This is a genomic window from Bifidobacterium sp. LH_743 (genome assembly GCF_056355775.1).
Genome location: NZ_JBKESZ010000003.1, coordinates 41,647 through 59,985 on the forward strand (window position 1 = coordinate 41,647; position 18,339 = coordinate 59,985).

General features: G+C 60.5%; 14 protein-coding genes. 13 read left to right on the forward strand and 1 reads right to left on the reverse strand.

The window, feature by feature from the left end; all coding sequences use genetic code 11:
- The first annotated feature begins 256 nt into the window (after positions 1 to 256).
- From AC1ATL_RS05120 to gmk, 7 genes are all read left to right on the forward strand, one after another.
- A complete protein-coding gene (locus AC1ATL_RS05120) occupies positions 257 to 1,324 on the forward strand; it encodes an alpha-hydroxy acid oxidase (protein WP_476569027.1) in 1,068 nt (355 codons plus the stop codon).
- Between the two features lie 189 nt (positions 1,325 to 1,513).
- Positions 1,514 to 2,077, forward strand: coding sequence for an elongation factor P (gene efp / locus AC1ATL_RS05125; RefSeq protein WP_432623223.1), 564 nt, complete (start codon positions 1,514 to 1,516; stop codon positions 2,075 to 2,077).
- Between the two features lie 21 nt (positions 2,078 to 2,098).
- On the forward strand, positions 2,099 to 2,542 hold the full coding sequence (nusB, locus tag AC1ATL_RS05130) for a transcription antitermination factor NusB (RefSeq protein WP_432623221.1): 444 nt from the start codon (positions 2,099 to 2,101) through the stop codon (positions 2,540 to 2,542).
- A gap of 114 nt (positions 2,543 to 2,656) precedes the next feature.
- Entirely contained in the window at positions 2,657 to 3,847 is a 1,191-nt protein-coding gene (carA, locus tag AC1ATL_RS05135; RefSeq protein ID WP_432623230.1) for a glutamine-hydrolyzing carbamoyl-phosphate synthase small subunit, read from the forward strand.
- Positions 3,840 to 7,220 (forward strand): carbamoyl-phosphate synthase large subunit, encoded by a 3,381-nt coding sequence (gene carB / locus AC1ATL_RS05140; protein ID WP_476569030.1) that lies wholly within the window; start codon positions 3,840 to 3,842, stop codon positions 7,218 to 7,220. Before carA ends, carB begins: the two co-directional genes overlap by 8 nt.
- A 2-nt stretch (positions 7,221 to 7,222) precedes the next feature.
- Complete coding sequence (gene pyrF, locus AC1ATL_RS05145; protein WP_432623217.1) at positions 7,223 to 8,161, forward strand: orotidine-5'-phosphate decarboxylase; 939 nt, start codon at positions 7,223 to 7,225, stop codon at positions 8,159 to 8,161.
- A 39-nt stretch (positions 8,162 to 8,200) separates the two neighbouring features.
- Positions 8,201 to 8,788 carry a guanylate kinase gene (gene gmk, locus AC1ATL_RS05150; RefSeq protein WP_432623215.1) on the forward strand — a complete coding sequence of 196 codons (588 nt, stop codon included), beginning with the start codon at positions 8,201 to 8,203 and terminating at the stop codon, positions 8,786 to 8,788.
- A gap of 237 nt (positions 8,789 to 9,025) precedes the next feature.
- Here the strand turns inward: gmk and ilvD are convergent, their stop codons facing one another.
- A complete protein-coding gene (gene ilvD, locus AC1ATL_RS05155; RefSeq protein ID WP_432623213.1) occupies positions 9,026 to 10,885 on the reverse strand; it encodes a dihydroxy-acid dehydratase in 1,860 nt (619 codons plus the stop codon).
- A 215-nt stretch (positions 10,886 to 11,100) separates the two neighbouring features.
- On the opposite strand from ilvD, the gene rpoZ reads away from it, so the two are divergent.
- The 6 genes from rpoZ (at position 11,101) to fmt (ending at position 18,292) form a co-directional block, all read left to right on the forward strand.
- A complete protein-coding gene (rpoZ, locus tag AC1ATL_RS05160) occupies positions 11,101 to 11,385 on the forward strand; it encodes a DNA-directed RNA polymerase subunit omega (RefSeq protein WP_026646382.1) in 285 nt (94 codons plus the stop codon).
- 173 nt (positions 11,386 to 11,558) lie between these two features.
- Positions 11,559 to 12,773 carry a methionine adenosyltransferase gene (gene metK / locus AC1ATL_RS05165; RefSeq protein ID WP_476569033.1) on the forward strand — a complete coding sequence of 405 codons (1,215 nt, stop codon included), beginning with the start codon at positions 11,559 to 11,561 and terminating at the stop codon, positions 12,771 to 12,773.
- A gap of 197 nt (positions 12,774 to 12,970) precedes the next feature.
- Positions 12,971 to 14,251 (forward strand): class I SAM-dependent methyltransferase, encoded by a 1,281-nt coding sequence (locus tag AC1ATL_RS05170; protein WP_476569035.1) that lies wholly within the window; start codon positions 12,971 to 12,973, stop codon positions 14,249 to 14,251.
- Positions 14,252 to 14,292: 41 nt separating this feature from the next.
- Positions 14,293 to 16,518 (forward strand): primosomal protein N', encoded by a 2,226-nt coding sequence (locus tag AC1ATL_RS05175; protein ID WP_476569037.1) that lies wholly within the window; start codon positions 14,293 to 14,295, stop codon positions 16,516 to 16,518.
- A gap of 65 nt (positions 16,519 to 16,583) precedes the next feature.
- Positions 16,584 to 17,294, forward strand: a complete 711-nt coding sequence (locus AC1ATL_RS05180; RefSeq protein WP_476569039.1) for an HAD family hydrolase — start codon at positions 16,584 to 16,586, stop codon at positions 17,292 to 17,294.
- A gap of 35 nt (positions 17,295 to 17,329) precedes the next feature.
- The gene (gene fmt / locus AC1ATL_RS05185) at positions 17,330 to 18,292 is read left to right on the forward strand and encodes a methionyl-tRNA formyltransferase (RefSeq protein WP_476569041.1); all 963 of its coding nucleotides are present in this window, start codon (positions 17,330 to 17,332) and stop codon (positions 18,290 to 18,292) included.
- The last annotated feature ends 47 nt before the right edge of the window (positions 18,293 to 18,339 follow it).

Below are 18,339 nucleotides of genomic sequence, written 5' to 3' on the forward strand. Positions count from 1 at the left end.
TGCTTCCTTGAATCAGGAACAAGGCATCGGTTTTGATCAAAGGACCGTTCCGGAACGTTTCCCGCGTCAAACCGTCATCCATCCGCGGCTGAATACGCGCTATTGGTAAAAGCGATAACCATTCGTGCCGAATAACGGACGTAACCGCCGGAGCTCCATATCGTTTCCGTAGTGTTCGAGAGTGACCGGAGCGGAAAACCTGCGATTGCTTCCGCCCCTGACGTTCGAGAATTCGGATAGCAAAGGAAGGGACACAATGGATTGGCGTACGATTCATGACAAAGCCGTTGAGAACATGACCACGGCCGGTCTTCTGTATGAGGATGGCAACGCCGACATCGACAGCGGAACCAACGATATCGATACCTTGGCATGGAGAAGGTATGGCATCCTGCCCCGAACGTTCCACAACGTGGGCGATATCGACACCTCCGTCACCGTGGGCGGTGTGCACATCGACACCCCGATTTTCGGCGCGCCCACCGCATATCACCGTCTTGCCAGCAAGAAGGGCGAGATCAGTTCGCAGAACGGCATGCACCGTGCAGGATCGTTCATCGTCTACCCGACGAACGCTTCGGAACCGGTGGAGCATTTCGCTCAGGAGGTCCAGGGCGAATGGTGGCAACAGGTCTATCTGTTCGATGACCGCAAGGTTTCCGCAGGCTTTGTGGAACGCTCCGTCGAAGCGGGGGCGAAGGCTCTGATGCTTACCTTGGACTGCCCCGGATATCGCCGCGATTTTGGATTCCGCAATGGCATTGATGGCACCTGGGAGGGTTCGAGCGGGAACTTCCCGAACATGCATATGACCGACTGGACTTTGAATTTGGCGACGTCGATCACGCCCAAGGACATCCAGTGGCTTAAGGATCTTTCCGGTCTGCCGGTCTACGTCAAGGGCGTCATGCGTCCCGAGGACGCCGTGACCGCTATGAACGCCGGCGCCGCGGGAGTCATGGTGTCGAACCATGGACGACGCCAGGTGGACGGCGTGGTCCCGGTTGCCTACGCTCTGCCCCGCATCAGAAAGGCCTTGGGGCGTGATGCAGAGATCTTCGCCGATACCGGTATCCGCACTGGTGGAGACGTCTTCCGCGCTTTGGCTTTGGGTGCCAACGCGGTCGGTCTTGGCAGGCCGATTCAGTGGGCCGCGGCGGCCGGTGGCGAGGACGGCATCGTCGACATGGTGGGTAAGATCACCGATGAGCTCGCCCATACCATGAATTCGGCTGGAGTGTCGCGCATCGCCGACATCGATGAATCGCTCCTCGTGGAAGGGCAGGGTCCTGCGGCCATCGCATCCTATGGGGTTGGGTTCTGAGTCGTAATCATCCAAGGACGAAACCAAGAACGCAACGTGCCGGAGACTTTTCGTGCATCCCGGATTCCATCGAAGACGGGGGACGAAGTCCACGGCACGTCGCATATACGTGATGGTCAACTCGTCATGGCATAATGAGTAAGGCTTTTTGTAAGCTTTCCCGTTAGATGAAGAAATAGGTGAGTTAATTTGGCACAGACTACCAACGACATCAAGAACGGTTCCGTCCTGAATCTTGACGGACAGCTGTGGACCGTCATCAAGTTCCAGCACGTGAAGCCGGGCAAGGGTCCCGCCTTCGTGCGTACCACCATCAAGAACGTGCTTTCCGGCAAGATCGTCGACAAGACCTTCAACGCGGGCATGAAGATGGATTTCGAGACCGTCGACAACCGCAACCTCCAGTACTCCTATGAGGACGGCGACAATTTCGTGTTCATGGATATGACCACCTACGATCAGATCTTCATTCCGAAGACCCTGGTCGGAGACCAGGCCAAGTTCCTGCTCGAAGGCACCGACTGCGTCGTCTCCTTCCACGACGGCACCCCGCTGTCCGTCGAACTGCCGGCTTCCGTGGTCCTGACCGTCACCCACACCGAACCGGGCCTGCAGGGCAACCGTTCCAACGCCGGCACCAAGCCGGCCACCGTCGAGACCGGCGCCGAGATCCAGGTGCCGCTGTTCATCGGCGAGGGCGAGAAGGTCAAGGTGAACACCACCGATGGCTCCTACCTCGGCCGCGAGAACTGAGAGTAAGGACAGCGAAGTTTCATGGCACGTTCCACCGCTCGTAAGAGGGCTCTGAACACGTTGTATGAAGCGGATGAGAAGGGACAGGACATCCTGTCCCTTCTTGCTGAGCGCATCGAGCAGCCCGGCGCTCAGACACCGCTGCCTGAATACGCCATCGAAATCGTACGTGGCGTGGCGGAGCATATCGCCGCCATCGACGCCATGCTTGACGAGCATTCCACCGGTTGGAAGGTCAAGCGTATGGGTGTTGTGGACCGCAATATATTGCGCATCGCCACGTGGGAGATCATGTTCAATGACGATGTCCCCAACATGGTGGCCATCGATGAGGCTTTGGGCCTTGCCAAGACGCTGTGCGATGATGATTCGCCGGCGTTCATCCACGGTCTGCTCAGCGCCGTGAGCGCGGATGCGCAGGCTTCTCCAGTGGATGGGCAACCGACCGAACCTTCGGCTGAATAAAGCTGGAAGTTAAGCGATTCGGCCGGGTCGCGAGTCCTAACCGGCCGCTATCCTTGGTACGAATACCTTGACTATAAGGGGGTTTTGGTGAACCAGTATGATTCCGAAGCCGTGATGTTTGACCCTCAGGATGCCGTTCTCGTTCTTGAAGACGGACAGGTGTATGTGGGTGAGCCATACGGTGCGATCGGCACGACCAGCGGGGAGATCGTTTTTGCGACCGGCATGACCGGCTATCAGGAAACGCTTACCGATCCCAGCTACGATCGGCAGATCGTGGTACAGACGTTCCCGCATATCGGGGACACGGGAATCAACGGGGAGGATCCGGAATCATCCAAGATTTGGGTCGCCGGTTATGTGGTGCGCGATCCCAGCCCGAACGTGAGCAATTGGCGCGCCACCGGCAGCCTTGACGATGACTTGGAATCCAACCACATCGTCGGCATCAGCCATATCGACACCCGTAAGCTGGTTCGCCACCTGCGTTCCGCAGGTGTCATGCGTGCCGCCATCTTCTCCGGTGACGCACTGCTCGATGACAACGGCAAGCCGCGTTCCATTGAGTCCATGCTCGACGAGGTCAAGGCCACTCCGCAGATGAAGGGCATGAGCCTCTACGACGAGGTCAGCACCAAGGAAGCCTATACCATCGAGCCATGCGGCGAATTCGAAGGCAAGGATCCGTTGTTCACCGTCGCGGCGGTCGATTTGGGCATCAAGGCCATGACCCCGCACCGTATGGCGGAACGCGGCTGCCGTGTGCATGTGGTTCCGTCCACCATCACCTTTGACGAGCTTGAGGCGCTCAATCCGGATGGCGTTTTCTTCTCCAATGGCCCGGGAGATCCGGAACAAGCCGATCCGGAAGTAAACCTGCTGCGTCAGGTTCTGGATGCGGGATACCCGTTCTTCGGCATTTGCTTCGGCAACCAGCTGCTGGGACGCGCGCTTGGTTTCGGCACATACAAGCTCAAATTTGGCCACCGCGGCATCAACCAGCCGGTCAAGGACATGACCACCGGCAAAATCGAAATCACCGCCCATAACCATGGCTTCGCCGTGGACGCGCCCATCGGCGAAACCGTGGACGCTCCGTTCGAAGACGGCAAGTACGGCAAGGTGTTCGTCAGCCATGTCGATTTGAACGACAACGTGGTCGAAGGCCTGCAATGCGTCGATATTCCGGCATTCTCCGTGCAGTATCATCCGGAAGCCGCCGCCGGTCCGCACGACGCCGCCTACCTGTTCGATCGTTTCGTCGATCTTATGCGTTCCACCAAGGAGGGAACCCGCAATGCCTAAGCGCACAGACATCAAGTCCGTGATGGTCATCGGCTCCGGTCCGATTGTGATCGGACAGGCCGCGGAATTCGATTATTCGGGCACCCAGGCCTGTCGCGTGCTTCGCGAAGAGGGCATCCGGGTCGTTCTGGTCAACTCCAACCCGGCCACCATCATGACCGATCCGGAAATGGCCGATGCCACCTATATCGAGCCGATTTCCACTCCGATCCTCGAGCAGATCATCGCCAAGGAACGTCCTGACGCGTTGCTGCCGACCTTGGGCGGCCAGACCGCTCTGAACGCCGCCATGGCGCTGGGCGAGGCCGGCGTGCTCAAGAAATACAACGTCGAACTGATCGGCGCCTCCCTTGACGCCATCGACCGCGGCGAGGACCGCGAGCTCTTCAAGAAGGTCGTGGAGGAGGCCGGCGCCGAATCCGCGCGTTCCGACATCGCGCACTCCCTTGAGGAAGTGGACAGGATCGCCGAGAAATTCGGCTATCCGCTGGTGGTCCGTCCGAGCTTCACCATGGGCGGCCTCGGATCCGGCATCGCGCATGACGAGGACGAGCTGCACCGCATCGCGGGCGCGGGAATCCATTATTCCCCGACCGACGAGGTCCTGATCGAAGAGGGCATCGAAGGCTGGAAGGAATACGAGCTCGAGCTGATGCGCGACAAGAAGGACAATGTCGTCGTGGTCTGCCCGATCGAGAACGTCGATCCGGTCGGCGTGCACACCGGTGATTCCATCACCGTGGCGCCGGTCTTCACCCTGACCGACCGCGAATACCAGAAGCTTCGTGACATCGGCATCGCCATCATCCGCGGTGTGGGCGTCGACACCGGCGGCTGTAACATCCAGTTCGCCGTCAATCCGGACACCGGACGCATCATCGTCATCGAAATGAACCCGCGTGTCTCCCGTTCCTCCGCCCTGGCATCCAAGGCCACGGGCTTCCCGATCGCCAAAATCGCCACGAAACTGGCTCTCGGCTATACGCTGGACGAGATCCAGAACGACATCACGCAGTCCACTCCGGCCAGCTTCGAGCCGACCATCGATTATGTGGTCACCAAGGTGCCGCGCTTCGCGTTCGAGAAGTTCCCAGGCGCCGATCCGACCCTGACCACTTCCATGAAGTCGGTCGGCGAAGCCATGGCGCTTGCGGGCAACTTCCAGGAGTCCTTGGGCAAGGCCATGCGGTCCATCGACAAGAGGCACATGGGATTCAACTGGGATGGCGACAAGCCTTCCCAGGAGGAAGTCAGCCAGCTGCTCGACGCCATCAAGGTGCCGACCGAACACCGTTATCTGCAGATCCAGCGTGCCCTGTGGGGCGGCGCCACCGAGGAACAGATCTTCGCAGCTACCAAGATCGATCCGTGGTTCATCCGCCAGTTCGAGCTCATCAACGAGACCGCGTTGGAGGTCAAGAACGCGGAGAAGCTCTCCAGGAAGCTTCTCAAAAAGGCGAAGCTCGCTGGTCTGTCCGATCTGCAAATAGCGCATCTGCGCCGTCTGGGAGACGAAGGTGAGAACACCATCCGCGAGCTGCGCTGGTCGTATGATCTTCGTCCGGTATACAAGACCGTCGATACCTGCGCCGCCGAATTCGATGCGGCCACGCCGTACTACTATTCCTGCTATGCGGATGAGACCGAGCTGCGTCCACGCGACCGCGAGGCCGTGATCATCCTCGGTTCCGGTCCGAACCGCATCGGCCAGGGCATTGAGTTCGATTACACTTGCGTGCATGCCGTGCAGGAGCTCGGCAAGGACTATGACACGATCATGGTCAACTGCAATCCGGAAACCGTGTCGACCGATTACGACATGTCCGATCGCCTGTATTTCGAGCCGCTCACCTTCGAGGATGTGCTTGAGATTTACGAAGCCGAAAAGAAGATGGGACCGATCAAGGGCGTCATCGTCCAGCTCGGTGGACAGACCCCGCTGTCCTTGGCCGCTCGACTGAAGGCTGCGGGAGTGCCGATTCTCGGTACCACCCCGGAATCGATCGATCTGGCCGAAAACCGCGAGCTCTTCGGCGAGGTGCTGAAGAAGGCCGATATGAACGCGCCGCGTTACGGCACCGCATTGAGCCTGGACGAGGCCCGTGAGGCAGCCCACGCCATCGGATACCCGGTGCTGGTACGTCCGAGCTACGTGCTTGGCGGCCGTGGCATGGAAATCGTCTATGACGATGCCCAGTTGCGCAAGTACGTTGATCGTGCGTTGAAGGAAGCCCAGGCCGATACCGTCGTCTCCGGTCGTCTGCCTTCCCCGCTGCTCATCGACAAATTCCTGCAGGATGCCGTGGAAATCGACGTCGATGCCTTGTTTGATGGCAAGGAACTGTATATCGGTGGCATCATGGAGCATGTCGAGGAGGCCGGCGTGCATTCCGGCGATGCCGCATGCACTTTGCCGCCAAGCACGCTGTCCGACGATCAGATTCGTCGTCTGCGCGAGGGCACCTATGCCATTGCCAAGGGCTGCGGAGTCCAGGGACTGATCAACGTGCAGTATGCCTTCATGGCCAACACGCTGTACGTCATCGAAGCCAATCCACGTGCCTCCCGTACCGTGCCGTTCGCCTCCAAGGCCACCGGTGTGGCGCTGGCCAAGGCCGCCGCGCGCATCATGGTTGGTGAGACCATCCAGCAGCAGCGTGACAATGGTCTGCTTCTGCCTCATGGAGATGGCGGTGACATCCACCGTGGCCAGCAGGTTGCCGTCAAGGAATCCGTGCTGCCGTTCAAGCGTTTCCGTACGCCGCTCGGCAAGACCGTCGACGTGCTGCTTGGACCGGAGATGCGTTCCACCGGTGAGGTCATGGGCTTCGACCGTGACTTCCCGCATGCGTTCGCCAAGAGTCAGCTCGCCGCCTATGAGGGTGGTCTGCCGACCAGCGGCAACGTGTTCATCTCCGTGAACGACACCGACAAGCGTCAGCTGCCGCTGTTCGCGGCAAGGCTCGTTGAGCTTGGCTTCAAGATCTGGGCCACCGAAGGCACCGCCTCCGTGTTGCGCCGCTATGGCATCGATTCCAAGATCGTCGACAAGATCAGCGTCCGTATGGATTCCGATCCGGAAGAGCCGATCACCACGTACCATGCGGCGGGCAGCGTCGGCAAGAACGTCGTCCAGCTGATCGAAGAGGGTGCGATTGATCTGATTCTCAACACGCCCAATTCCCGTGGTTCGCGTTCCGACGGATATGCCATCCGTTCCGCGGCCATTGCGGCCGATTTGCCGCAATTCACCACGATGACGGAATTCTCCGCCGTGCTGATGGCTATCGAGGCTGTACGCAATAATGATTATCAGATCATGAGTATTCAGGATCATTCCAAGCAGCTATTCGATTTGGAAAGCCGTGAGTAGTGATGAGTAGCCCCAGCAGCAAGGAAGTGAGTGCCCAACGCTCGGATTTCGGTCTGAGATTGAGCAATTCGATGGCGAAGTATGGCCCGCTATGCGTGGGCATCGATCCCCATCGAAAACTTCTTACCGATTGGGGCTACAACGTCGATGCGCTGGGTGCCGAACTGTACGCCATGCGCATGCTTCAGGCGGCCAATGGCCGTGCCGCGGCCGTCAAATTCCAATCGTCCATGTTCGAGCGTTACGGTTCCAAAGGTTTCGCGGCGCTCGAACGTGTGCTGTACGCGGCACGGCAAATGGGTGTCATCACGATTGTGGATTGCCTTCACGGCGGACTTCCCACCACGATTTCCGCGATCGCGGACGCGTATTTCAAACCCGGCTCGCCTTTGCTGGCGGATGCCATCACATTGTTGCCGTATTATGGCGCGCGGTCTCTGGGAGGCGTCATCAATGACGCGCTCAACAACGGCAGAGGCGTGTTCGTGGCGTCGCTGACGTCCAATCAGGAAGGTGCCAGTCTGCAGACCGCCATTCGCCAGGCCGGCGAATACAAAGGCAAGACCGTGGCGTACGGCATCGCCGGCACCGCGCAGAAATTCAACAAGGGCATCGACGGCATGGGGTCGGTAGGGCTCATCATCGGTGCCACCATCGGCCAATGGATTAATGATTCGGGCGTCGACCCAGCCAGATTCACCGGCCCGATTCTTTCTCCCGGCTATGGATGGCAGGGCGCGGAGATGGAGGATCTGAAAACCGTGTTCAAGGGGACCAAAGGCAATGTGTTGGTCACCGTTTCACGCTCCATCGCCACTCATGGTCCGGACATCGCCAAACTGACCGAGGCGACCGCGTCGGTGGCAAGGGACATCCGTCAGGCGTTGACGGAAGCCCAGAACGAAAGCTCCGGCGAAGAATCCGGTAACACCGGCGAATAGTTTTTGAAGCATGACATTTATGAAAATGGGGGATGTGGAATGACTGATATGCGTCATGGACGTCTGATTGTGCTTTGCGGACCTGCCGGCGTGGGTAAAGGCACGGTTTTGGGACGGGTGCGGGAACAACATCCCGAAATCTGGCTGTCGGTGTCGGCCACGACGCGCAAGCCTCGTCCGGGCGAAGTGGACGGAGTGAACTACTTCTTCATGAGTGAACAGGAGTTCCTGGACAAGGAAGCGGCGGGGGAGTTCCTCGAAACCGCCGATGTGTTCGGGCTTGCCCACTATGGAACGCCCGTGAAACCAGTCGTGGAACATTTGGAACGCAATATTCCCGTAGTACTGGAAATCGATCTTCAAGGCGCTCGGAGTGTCAAACGCCGTGCGAAGGAGCTTGGCCTTGAAGTGCTTACGGTGTTCATCGAACCGCCGTCCTTCGAGGAGCTGAAGCGTCGTTTGATTGGACGTGGCACGGAAACTCCGCAGCAGCAGGCCAAAAGGCTTGAGACCGCCAAGACCGAGCTGGCGGCGGCGCCTGAATTCGATAGGCGTATCGTCAACAATGTGGTCGATGAGGCGGCTGACGAATTATGGAAGATCATAGCCGAGGAATTCAATCTCTGACTTGGCGGCACCACTGTCATGCCGGGAAGAAAGGCCGTGACCACGTGTATGAATCGCGGTCACGGCCTTTCTCATTGGAATCATTGCGTCCATGTTCGGTCATGCGCCTGCGAACGGGCAACATCTAGTGACGCACGAAACGGTGTGTGTCTGGCGGAAAAGAAATAAAAGGATGGCCTCCACGAAATATTTCGTGGGGGCCATCCTCTTATGTCCACGCGATGCGTGGATTATCGATCAGGCGAGACCAGAGAGCTTATCGATCAGCTCCGGGTCGCGGGTGGCGCCCTTATCGGCGGAACGTGCGAAGGCTGCGTAGGCCTTCAGTGCCTGGGACACCTTGCGGTCGCGGTGTGCCACGTAGCCGTCGCCGGCTTCGAGTTCTGCGCGGCGCTGGGCCAGCTCCTCATCGGAAAGCTCGACGTTCACGGTACGGTTCGGGATGTCGATGTTGATGATGTCGCCGTTCTTGATGAGCGCGATCGGGCCCTTGTTCGCAGCCTCAGGCGCGATGTGGCCGATGGCCAGACCGGAGGAACCGCCGGAGTAACGGCCGTCGGTGAGCATGGCCACCTGTTTGCCGATGCCCTTGCCCTTGACGAAGGAGGTCGGGTACAGCATCTCCTGCATGCCCGGGCCGCCCTTCGGGCCCTCGTAGCGGATCACCAGCGCCATGCCGGGCTTCAACGTGTCGTTGAGGATGACCTCGATGGCCTGTTCCTGGGATTCGACGACCAGCGCCGGACCGCGGAACGTCCAGATCTCCTTCGGCACGCCGGCGGTCTTCACCACGCAGCCGTCAGGCGCGAGGTTGCCGCGCAGCACGGCCAGACCGCCTTCGGTGACGGCCGGATGGTCGATGTCGTGGATGGCGCCGTTCACACGGTCGCGGTCGAGCGAATCGAACAGGGTGGTGTGCGTCCACGGTTCGGGGGAGACGATATGGCCCGGAGCCGCAAGATACATCTGCTTGGCCTGCTCGGTGCAGGTGTCGCGCATGATGTCCCAATCGTTGAGCTTGTCCTCCAAGGACTTGTAGTCGATGGAATGCACGTCGCGGTGCAGCTTGCCCGCACGGTCGAGCTCGCCGAGGATGCCGGTGATGCCGCCTGCGCGGTGCACGTCGGAAATCTCCCATTCGCCGGACGGCGAAGCCTTGCAGATGCACGGCACGGTGTGGGAGATGCGTTCGATGTCGTCCAGCGTGAAGTCCACATCGGCGGACTGTGCCATGGCGAGGATGTGCAGCACGGTGTTGGTGGAGCCGCCCATGGCCACATCCATGGTCATGGCGTTCTCGAAGGCCTTCTTGGTGGCGATGGAACGTGGCAGCACGGAATCATCGTCATTGTCGTAATACTGCTTGGCGATCTTGACAACCTGCTGGGCGGCACGCTTGAACAGATCCTTACGGTAGGAGTGGGAGGCCAGGATGGTGCCGTTGCCCGGCAGGGCCAGGCCGATGGCCTCGGTCAGGCAGTTCATCGAGTTGGCGGTGAACATGCCGGCGCAGGAACCGCAGGTCGGGCAGACGGTCTTCTCGTAGGCGAGCAGATCCTCTTCGTCCAGGTTGTCGTCGGCGGAGGCGTACATCACGTCAATCAGATCGGTGTTCTTCTTCACGGTGCCGTCGGGCAGCACGGTGGTGCCGGCCTCCATCGGACCGCCGGAGACGAACACGGTCGGGATGTTGAGGCGCAGCGCCGCCATGAGCATGCCCGGGACGACCTTGTCGCAGTTCGGGATGCAGATCAAGGCATCGGCGCAGTGCGCGTTCACCTGGTATTCCACGGTGTCGGCGATGATGTCGCGGCTCGGCAGCGAATACAGCATGCCGGTATGCCCCATGGCGATGCCGTCGTCCACGGCCATCGTGTTGAACTCACGGGGGATGCCTCCGGCTTCCTTGATGGCCTCGGAGATGAGACGACCGACCTTGTTCAGGTGCACATGGCCCGGCAGGAACTCGTCGAAGGAGTTGGCGATGGCGATGATCGGCTTGCCGAAGTCCTTGCCGTCCACGCCGGCGGCGCGGTAGAGGGCGCGAGCGCCCGCGAATACACGTCCATTCATTAGTTTTGCAGATCGCATTTCCATGTCTTCTATTGTGCTGGTTTAACGGGACACGCGATTTGTCAAGAGTCACTATGTGGAATTGTTGCGGATTCCATTTCCGAGGGATGTTGAGACGTCCAGTGCGGACGTGCAAGGAGGTTCTGTGAAAAGGAATCGATCCGGTCCAGTGGACTCCCTATACTAAAGACTTTGGAAAAGAAGCTTTTGGCTTATCTGATGATTTGGAGATAATCACTATGGCATTCGGCACTGAGCCAACCCCGACCGGTCTTGCGGATCCGCCCATCGATGATTTGATGGAACATGCGGACTCCAAGTACGCTCTGGCCATTTTCGCGGCCAAGCGTGCCCGTCAGATCAATTCCTATTTCACCCAGCTCAACGAAGGTCTGCTGCAGAACGTCGGACCGCTGGTGGAATACCAGAATCAGGAGAAGCCGCTGTCCATCGCATTCCGCGAGATCAACAACGGTCTGCTTGAGGAGACCCTCGGCGAGGACGATCTGACCGAAGGCAACTGATTCGAGAGGCTCCCGCAAGGGACTCCACATGGATTTCATACGCTCCGATACCTGAGCGGTGCGCTTTGAATAGTTGGTTAATAAGCTATTGATTGCGTCTGCGAGGGACGGGGCGTTTTTCGTAGGCAATCACCAGAGGCGAACGGTTGGGCGTTCGCGAAAGGAGCAGCCGTATGGCTGAATTGAAGTTGATTTCCGCCGAATCGGTGACGGAAGGTCATCCGGATAAGGTCTGCGACCAGATTTCCGATGCGATTCTTGACGATATGCTCGCGCAGGATCCGCATTCCCATGTGGCGGTGGAGACCTGCGCCACCACGGGGCAGTTCTTCGTGTTCGGCGAGGTGACCAGCGAAGGCTATTGCGACATCCAGAACATCGTGCGTTCCGTGGTCCGTAACATCGGTTACACCAGCTCCCGCGTCGGCCTTGACGCGGATTCCTGCGGCGTGGTGGTGTCGCTGACCGGTCAGAGCGCCGAAATCAACCAGGGCGTGGCCCGTTTGAGCCAGGAGCAGGAGTCGGAGGCCAGCCGTGAGGAGCGGTACGAGGCCCAGGGCGCTGGTGACCAGGGCGTGATGTTCGGTTATGCGTGCGACGAGACCGATGTGCTGATGCCGCTGCCGATTCATCTTGCCCATCGTCTTGCCTATCGTCTTGCCGAGGTGCGTAAGAGTGGCGAAGTCGCCCACTTGCGTCCGGACGGCAAAACCCAGGTCACCATCGAATACGACGAGCATGACAGGCCGGTACGCCTGGATACCGTGCTGATCTCCACCCAGCATGATCCGGAAGTGGATCAGGCGTGGCTGAAGGAGCATCTTGTGGAGCGTGTGATCAAGCCAGTGCTCGATGATGTGCTTGGCGACAAGGTGGCCCACGACGAATACCGAGTGCTGGTGAATCCGACCGGTTCGTTCATTCTCGGAGGACCGGCCGCCGATGCCGGTCTGACCGGTCGCAAGATCATCGTCGACACCTATGGAGGCGCGGCCCATCATGGCGGCGGTGCGTTCTCCGGCAAGGATCCGAGCAAGGTGGATCGTTCCGCGGCCTATGCCGCCCGCTGGGTGGCCAAGAACATCGTGGCCGCGGGACTGGCCCACAAGGTCGAGGTCCAGGTCGCTTACGCCATCGGCGTAGCCGATCCGGTGTCCATCAACGTGGAGACCTACGGCACCGAAATCGGCGTGACCCGCGAGCAGATCCAGCAGGCCGTGCGCAAGGTGTTCGACCTGCGTCCCGCCGCGATCATCGATGAGCTCGACCTGCTTCGTCCGATTTACTCCAAAACCGCCGCATACGGTCATTTCGGCCGCAATGATGCCGATTTCACTTGGGAACGCACCGACAAGGTCGATGAGCTCAAGGCCGCCATCGCCGGCTGAATACGTCATCGGAAGGACGTTGCCGGAGGATGCGATTGACAGCCGGTCGTCCATCATGGGAACCATCGCTCACGCAGGGGTGGTTCCCTTTTTTGTTTGTGCGATGGACGAATATCCGTTCCATATGGGCTTCGTATGATTCCGCCGCGCGTACAATACCAGTTGATTAGGCGCATTGTGACCGTTAAGGAGGCAATATGCGAATGAAAGTCGCCGATATGGTGCAGCTGTTCATCAAGCCCGGAGCCCCATTGAGGGTCGAGGCATTTGATGGATCTTCGATGGGGCCGGAGGACGCCCCGCTGTGCATCCAGGTCAAAAACTCCCGTGCCGTGTACTACATGGTCGACAATCCCGGCGAACTCGGCCTGGCCCGCGCCTACCTGCAGGGCGACATCGACTCGCCGCAGCTGATTCCAGGCAACCCGTACGGGGTGTTCAAGCAGCTTTCACGGCTCAAGCCATACGTGCGCAAGCCCAATCCGGTCAAGCTGGCTGAAGCGCTGGGCACGGTCGCCAGCCATGGCATCCGCCATCCCGAACCGCCGAGCATCGAAGGCCCAAGCAAGCTCAAGCGCATCAGCGAAGGTCTGTTGCCACATTCCAAAGCCGGAGACGCCGCCACCGTCAGCTACCACTACGACCAGTCGAACGACTTTTACGCGATGTTCCTCGGTCCGTCTATGACTTACACCTGCGCGGTGTTCGACACACCGGAGACTACGTTGGAGGACGCGCAGAAGGCCAAGCTCGACCTTGTGCTCGACAAGCTCAACCTCAAGCCCGGCGATCGGCTGCTCGACATCGGCTGCGGCTGGGGCTCCATGGAGATCGAGGCCGCCAAGCGCGGCATCCACGTGCTAGGCGTCACCTTGGCCGAAGAGCAGGTCAAGTGGGGCCAGGAGTGGATCAGACGCGAAGGGCTGGAGGATCTGGCCGAGATTCGTCTGATGGATTACCGCGATGTTCCCGAAGGCGACTTTGATGGCATCTGCTCGCTCGGCATGATGGAGCACGTCGGCGTCAAGCATTACCCGGCCTACTTCAAGGAGATCTACGACAAACTCAAGCCGGGCGCCATGCTGCTCAACCACCAGATCACCCGCACTTGCTCGTATGCCGGCAAGTCCGCCGGACCGTTCATCGACCGGTACATCTTCCCGGACGGCCAGCTCGCATCTCCGGGCGAGATCGAGCTGAAGGTGCACGACGCCGGCTTCGAGGTCATCCATGAGGAGAACCTGCGCCAGCATTATGCGCTCACCCTGCACCACTGGAACGAGAACCTGGTGGCGCACTGGGATGAGGCCGTGAAGATGGTCGGCGAGCCCAAGGCGCGCCTGTGGGGCCTGTATATGGCCGGATGCGCCTACAACTTCGAGATGAACAACATCCAGATCCACCAGTATCTGTGCGTCAAGCCGAACCGCGACGGCACCGACAGCTATCCGCTGCGCCCGTGGTGGCCTCTGCACTGATGTCGGCGCGACGAGTGGCGTGATGCGTTAATCTTGGAACCATGACATATGAGGATGCCGAGCAGCTGGCGTTGGACGGACTTGCCCCGCGCAAGCGACGCAAACGCAAGCCCGTTGCCAAAAAGCCGGCGGCCGAGCATCCTATCGCCCAAGTGGTTTTGGACATCCAGGCCACGCATCTGGGACAGACCTTCGACTATTTCGTCGAGGAGAAGCACTCCGAGGCCGCGCGACCCGGAGCGATGGTGCGTGTGCGCTTCGGCGGGCAGCGCGTCAACGGCATCGTCTGGAATCGCGTCGATGCCAGCGCGACGCCGGAATCGTCGATGCGATACATCGAACGTGTGCTGTCCGACCGCGTGATCGTTCCCCGGTCGATGCGCGATGACATAACGCGCATCGCAGACGCGTTCGGTGGCACGAGGGCCAACATTCTGCGCTTGGCCGTGCCTCCGCGCATAGCGAAGGTCGAAGCGGAGGTGCGTACGGGGAATCGCAGGAAATCCGCTGCGGAAACGGAACGTCTCGCCGCTGTGGAAGAGGAGGCATACGGCCAGCTGCAACGGCAGTACGGCAACATCAATATGCTGCGTGACGCATTGCAGGGAAGACGTTTCCAAGCATTCGTCTTCGATCCTCTGCCCGGCGCCGACCATTGGCGGCGTTGCGCGGCATGGATGGTGGTCGCGGCGCTCGCCCAAGACAGGCCGGCGGTACTGGTTCTGCCGACCATGCGGGAAATCGCCGATATGGCGGAGACGCTGCGGTCGGTCGGTCTGCGTCCATTCGCTCCGACACAGGCGTCGAATGGACGGTACGATGGCGATTTCGCCGTGCTCAACGCGCAGATGGCGCCCGCGGAACGATATCGTGCGTATCTTGCAATCGGCGGAGGACAGGTGCGTTGCGTGCTCGGCACGCGTGCCGCCATGTACGCGCCGGTGGAAGGCAACGCGTTGTTCTTCATTCTGGACGACGTGTGCTATCAGGGCGCGGACGGCATGATGCCGTACGCCAATGCGCGTGGCGTGCTTCGTCTGCGTGCGAAATCGCATGACGGCGTGTTCGTGGCGATGGCCAATGCCCGCAGCGCGCAAAGCCAGTGGGAGACCGATTCGGCGCACGTCGGCGACACACAGGTGAGCGGTTTCAGCACGCCCATACATGCATTGCCGGCCGCGACCAAGGAGATGTCGCCATGGATCCGCTGGCTCAACCGTGACGAGTTGGCGAGGATCGCCGACCCGACCATTGGAGCCCGCGTGCCGCACACCGCGGTCCGGATACTGTCCAAGGCCCTGCAGACCGGACCGGTGCTGCTGTCCATACCGCAGGATGGCATTTCGGAGGCGTTGAGCTGCTCAAAATGCCATCGTCAGGTACGGTGCGCGCGTTGCACGGGTCCTTTGGAACGATTGAACGACGGGACGATTCGTTGCCGGTGGTGCGGCATGGCCACCGTGCGCTGGTCATGTCCCGCATGCCATAACGAGCGTATGCGTGTGGTCAGGGTCGGGGCCGCCGGCACGGCTGCGGAGCTGGCCGGACTGTTCCGCAGCGTTCCCATGGTGCTGTCCACACCGAACCAGCCAAGAGGCATCGTGCCCGATGTGGGATTCGCCCCGCAACTGGTCATTGCCACACCCGGTGCTGAGCCACGTGTGCGCGGAGCCACGCCCGCGCAATGCGAATACCGTGCGGTGGCCATTCTCGACGCGTGGACGAGTCTGTACGCGTCCGGCATCGACGCCGACGTGGATACGCTGACCAGTTGGATGCGCGCGGTGTCGTTGTGCGCACCACGGACCCGTGGGGGACAGGCTTTGCTGATCGGCGAGAGTGATTCGGTGCTCGCGCAATCGCTGACACTGTGGAATTCGCCGATGCTGGCCCAAGCCGAATTGGAGGACCGTACCCAAACCGGCTTGCCCCCGATATTCGCGGCCGCCTGCGTATGGGGGCGGCGCGATGCGGTCACGACGACATTGCGAAGAATCGGGGCATTGGAGAATGGCGATATGGCCTCCATCGACACTGTCGCCGGTACGATACCATCCGTATTGGGTCCTGTGCCGATTCCCCAGCCGCGCACCATCGACATGCGTGAGCTGGAGGTGACCGCGGACAGGGTCAAGGCCATCGTTCGCGTGCCGCAGGGCAGGCGCGGGGAACTGGCGTCGAGACTCCGCTCCGCAAGCGCCCGGCATATGGCGTCGCGCGAACCGGGGGAGCTCCGATTCCAGATGGATCCGAAGGAACGCATCTGACACGTCCCCTCGGCATGGAACACTGGAACGGTCCAATAAGGCCGATGGCAGGGATGGAGGAACGCATGAAAGGCTGGCCCGGCGAACCGGAAATGGAATACGATGTGCTGGTGGCCGATGGCGACGCCGCGCGGAATGCGGGCAAACCGATCACCGATGTGATTTTCGATTTCGGCAATGTGCTCGTCTACTGGGATCCGAGGGCGGTTATGACTCCCCGGTATTCGGACGAGTTGATCGATCAGTTCCTCGACAACGACGTCTCCGGTTTCTACGACATCAATGACGAGTTGGATGCGGGCATGTCCAATGATGAGGGTGTCGCATTGATGCGGGAACGTCACGGGGACAAGTGGGCCGACATGATGCGATACTATCTTGACAATTTCGTCGATTCGCTGACCGGCGTGGTGCCTGGCGCGCGCGTGCTCATCAATGATCTGCAATCCGCGGGCATCCATGTATGGGGCCTGAGCAACTGGCAGAAGGATCTGTTTCCGGTGGCGCTGGAGCGCTACGATATCCTGAGCAGCCTCGAGGATCGTGTGGTGTCGGGATACGTGGGCCTGCGCAAACCGCACCGGGACATCTACGATTACGCGTTGAGGCAGTTCGGCATCGACGCTTCGGGCGCGCTGTTCGTGGACGACAAGGCGATGAACATCGTCGGCGCGAACGAGGCCGGGATACGAGGAGTGCGATTCAAGGATTCGCGTGCGTTGCGCGCGCTGCTGATTGATGCCGGCGTGGACATCCCCGCGGTACGGAAGGCCTGAGATCGCGGGCATATGAGGATTAGGAGGTTCGTTCCGTGTTGAAAGTGCTGTTTGCCGGTACGCCGGATGTGGCGGTGCCGTCGTTGAGGTTGCTGGCTCAGGATACCGAGCATTTCGAAGTGGTCGCCGTGCTTACCCGTCCGGACGCGCCGACGGGGCGCGGCCGCAAACTGGTGGCCAATCCGGTCAAGCGCGCCGCCCTCGAGCTTAGCCTTCCGGTCATCGAATCCGATCCGGGTGAGGAGACATTCGTCTCCGAACTCGCGGCCACAGGCGCGCAGGCCGCGGCCGTGGTGGCCTATGGCCGGATTCTGAAGCAGGATGTGCTCGACGCCCTGCCGATGGGATGGTACAACCTGCATTTCTCCCTGCTGCCGCAATGGCGTGGCGCGGCGCCGGTGCAACGCTCCATCTGGGCGGGGGAGAAGGTGACTGGGGCCACGGTGTTCCGCATCGTCCGGGCCATGGATGCCGGTCCCATTCTGTCGCAATCCACCGTGGAGATCGGCGCGCACGAGACCGCAGGCGAACTTCTGGGGCGTCTGGCCGAAGATGGTTCGCATTTGCTGGCCGCCTCGTTGCAGGCGCTGGCCGACGATCAGATTGTGCCGGTGGAGCAGCCTGCCGGTGCGTATGAGGTCGCAAGGAAGATCACCGTGGACGACGCGCATATCAGATTCGACACGCCGGCCTTCGCAGCCGATCGTCAGATTAGGGCGTGCACGCCGAATCCGGGGGCATGGTGTGAGCTTCACGCCAACGCGGACGCCGAACCATCCACGCTGCATGTGCTGCGCGCCCGCATAGCCGATGTGTCCGATCGCAACGTGCCGGAATCGCTTGAGCCCGGGCGCGTGGCGGCGGGCAAGAGGAACGTGTGGGTCGGCACATCGACCGAGCCGCTCGAACTGCTGGAGGTCAAAGCGCAGGGCAAGAAAGCCATGCGCGCCGCCGACTGGGCCCGTGGAGCGCATCTCGACAACGCCTTCTGCAAGTGAAGCCGGAAACGTCGGATGGCGCCGAGCCGCGTCATCCGACGTGCGGC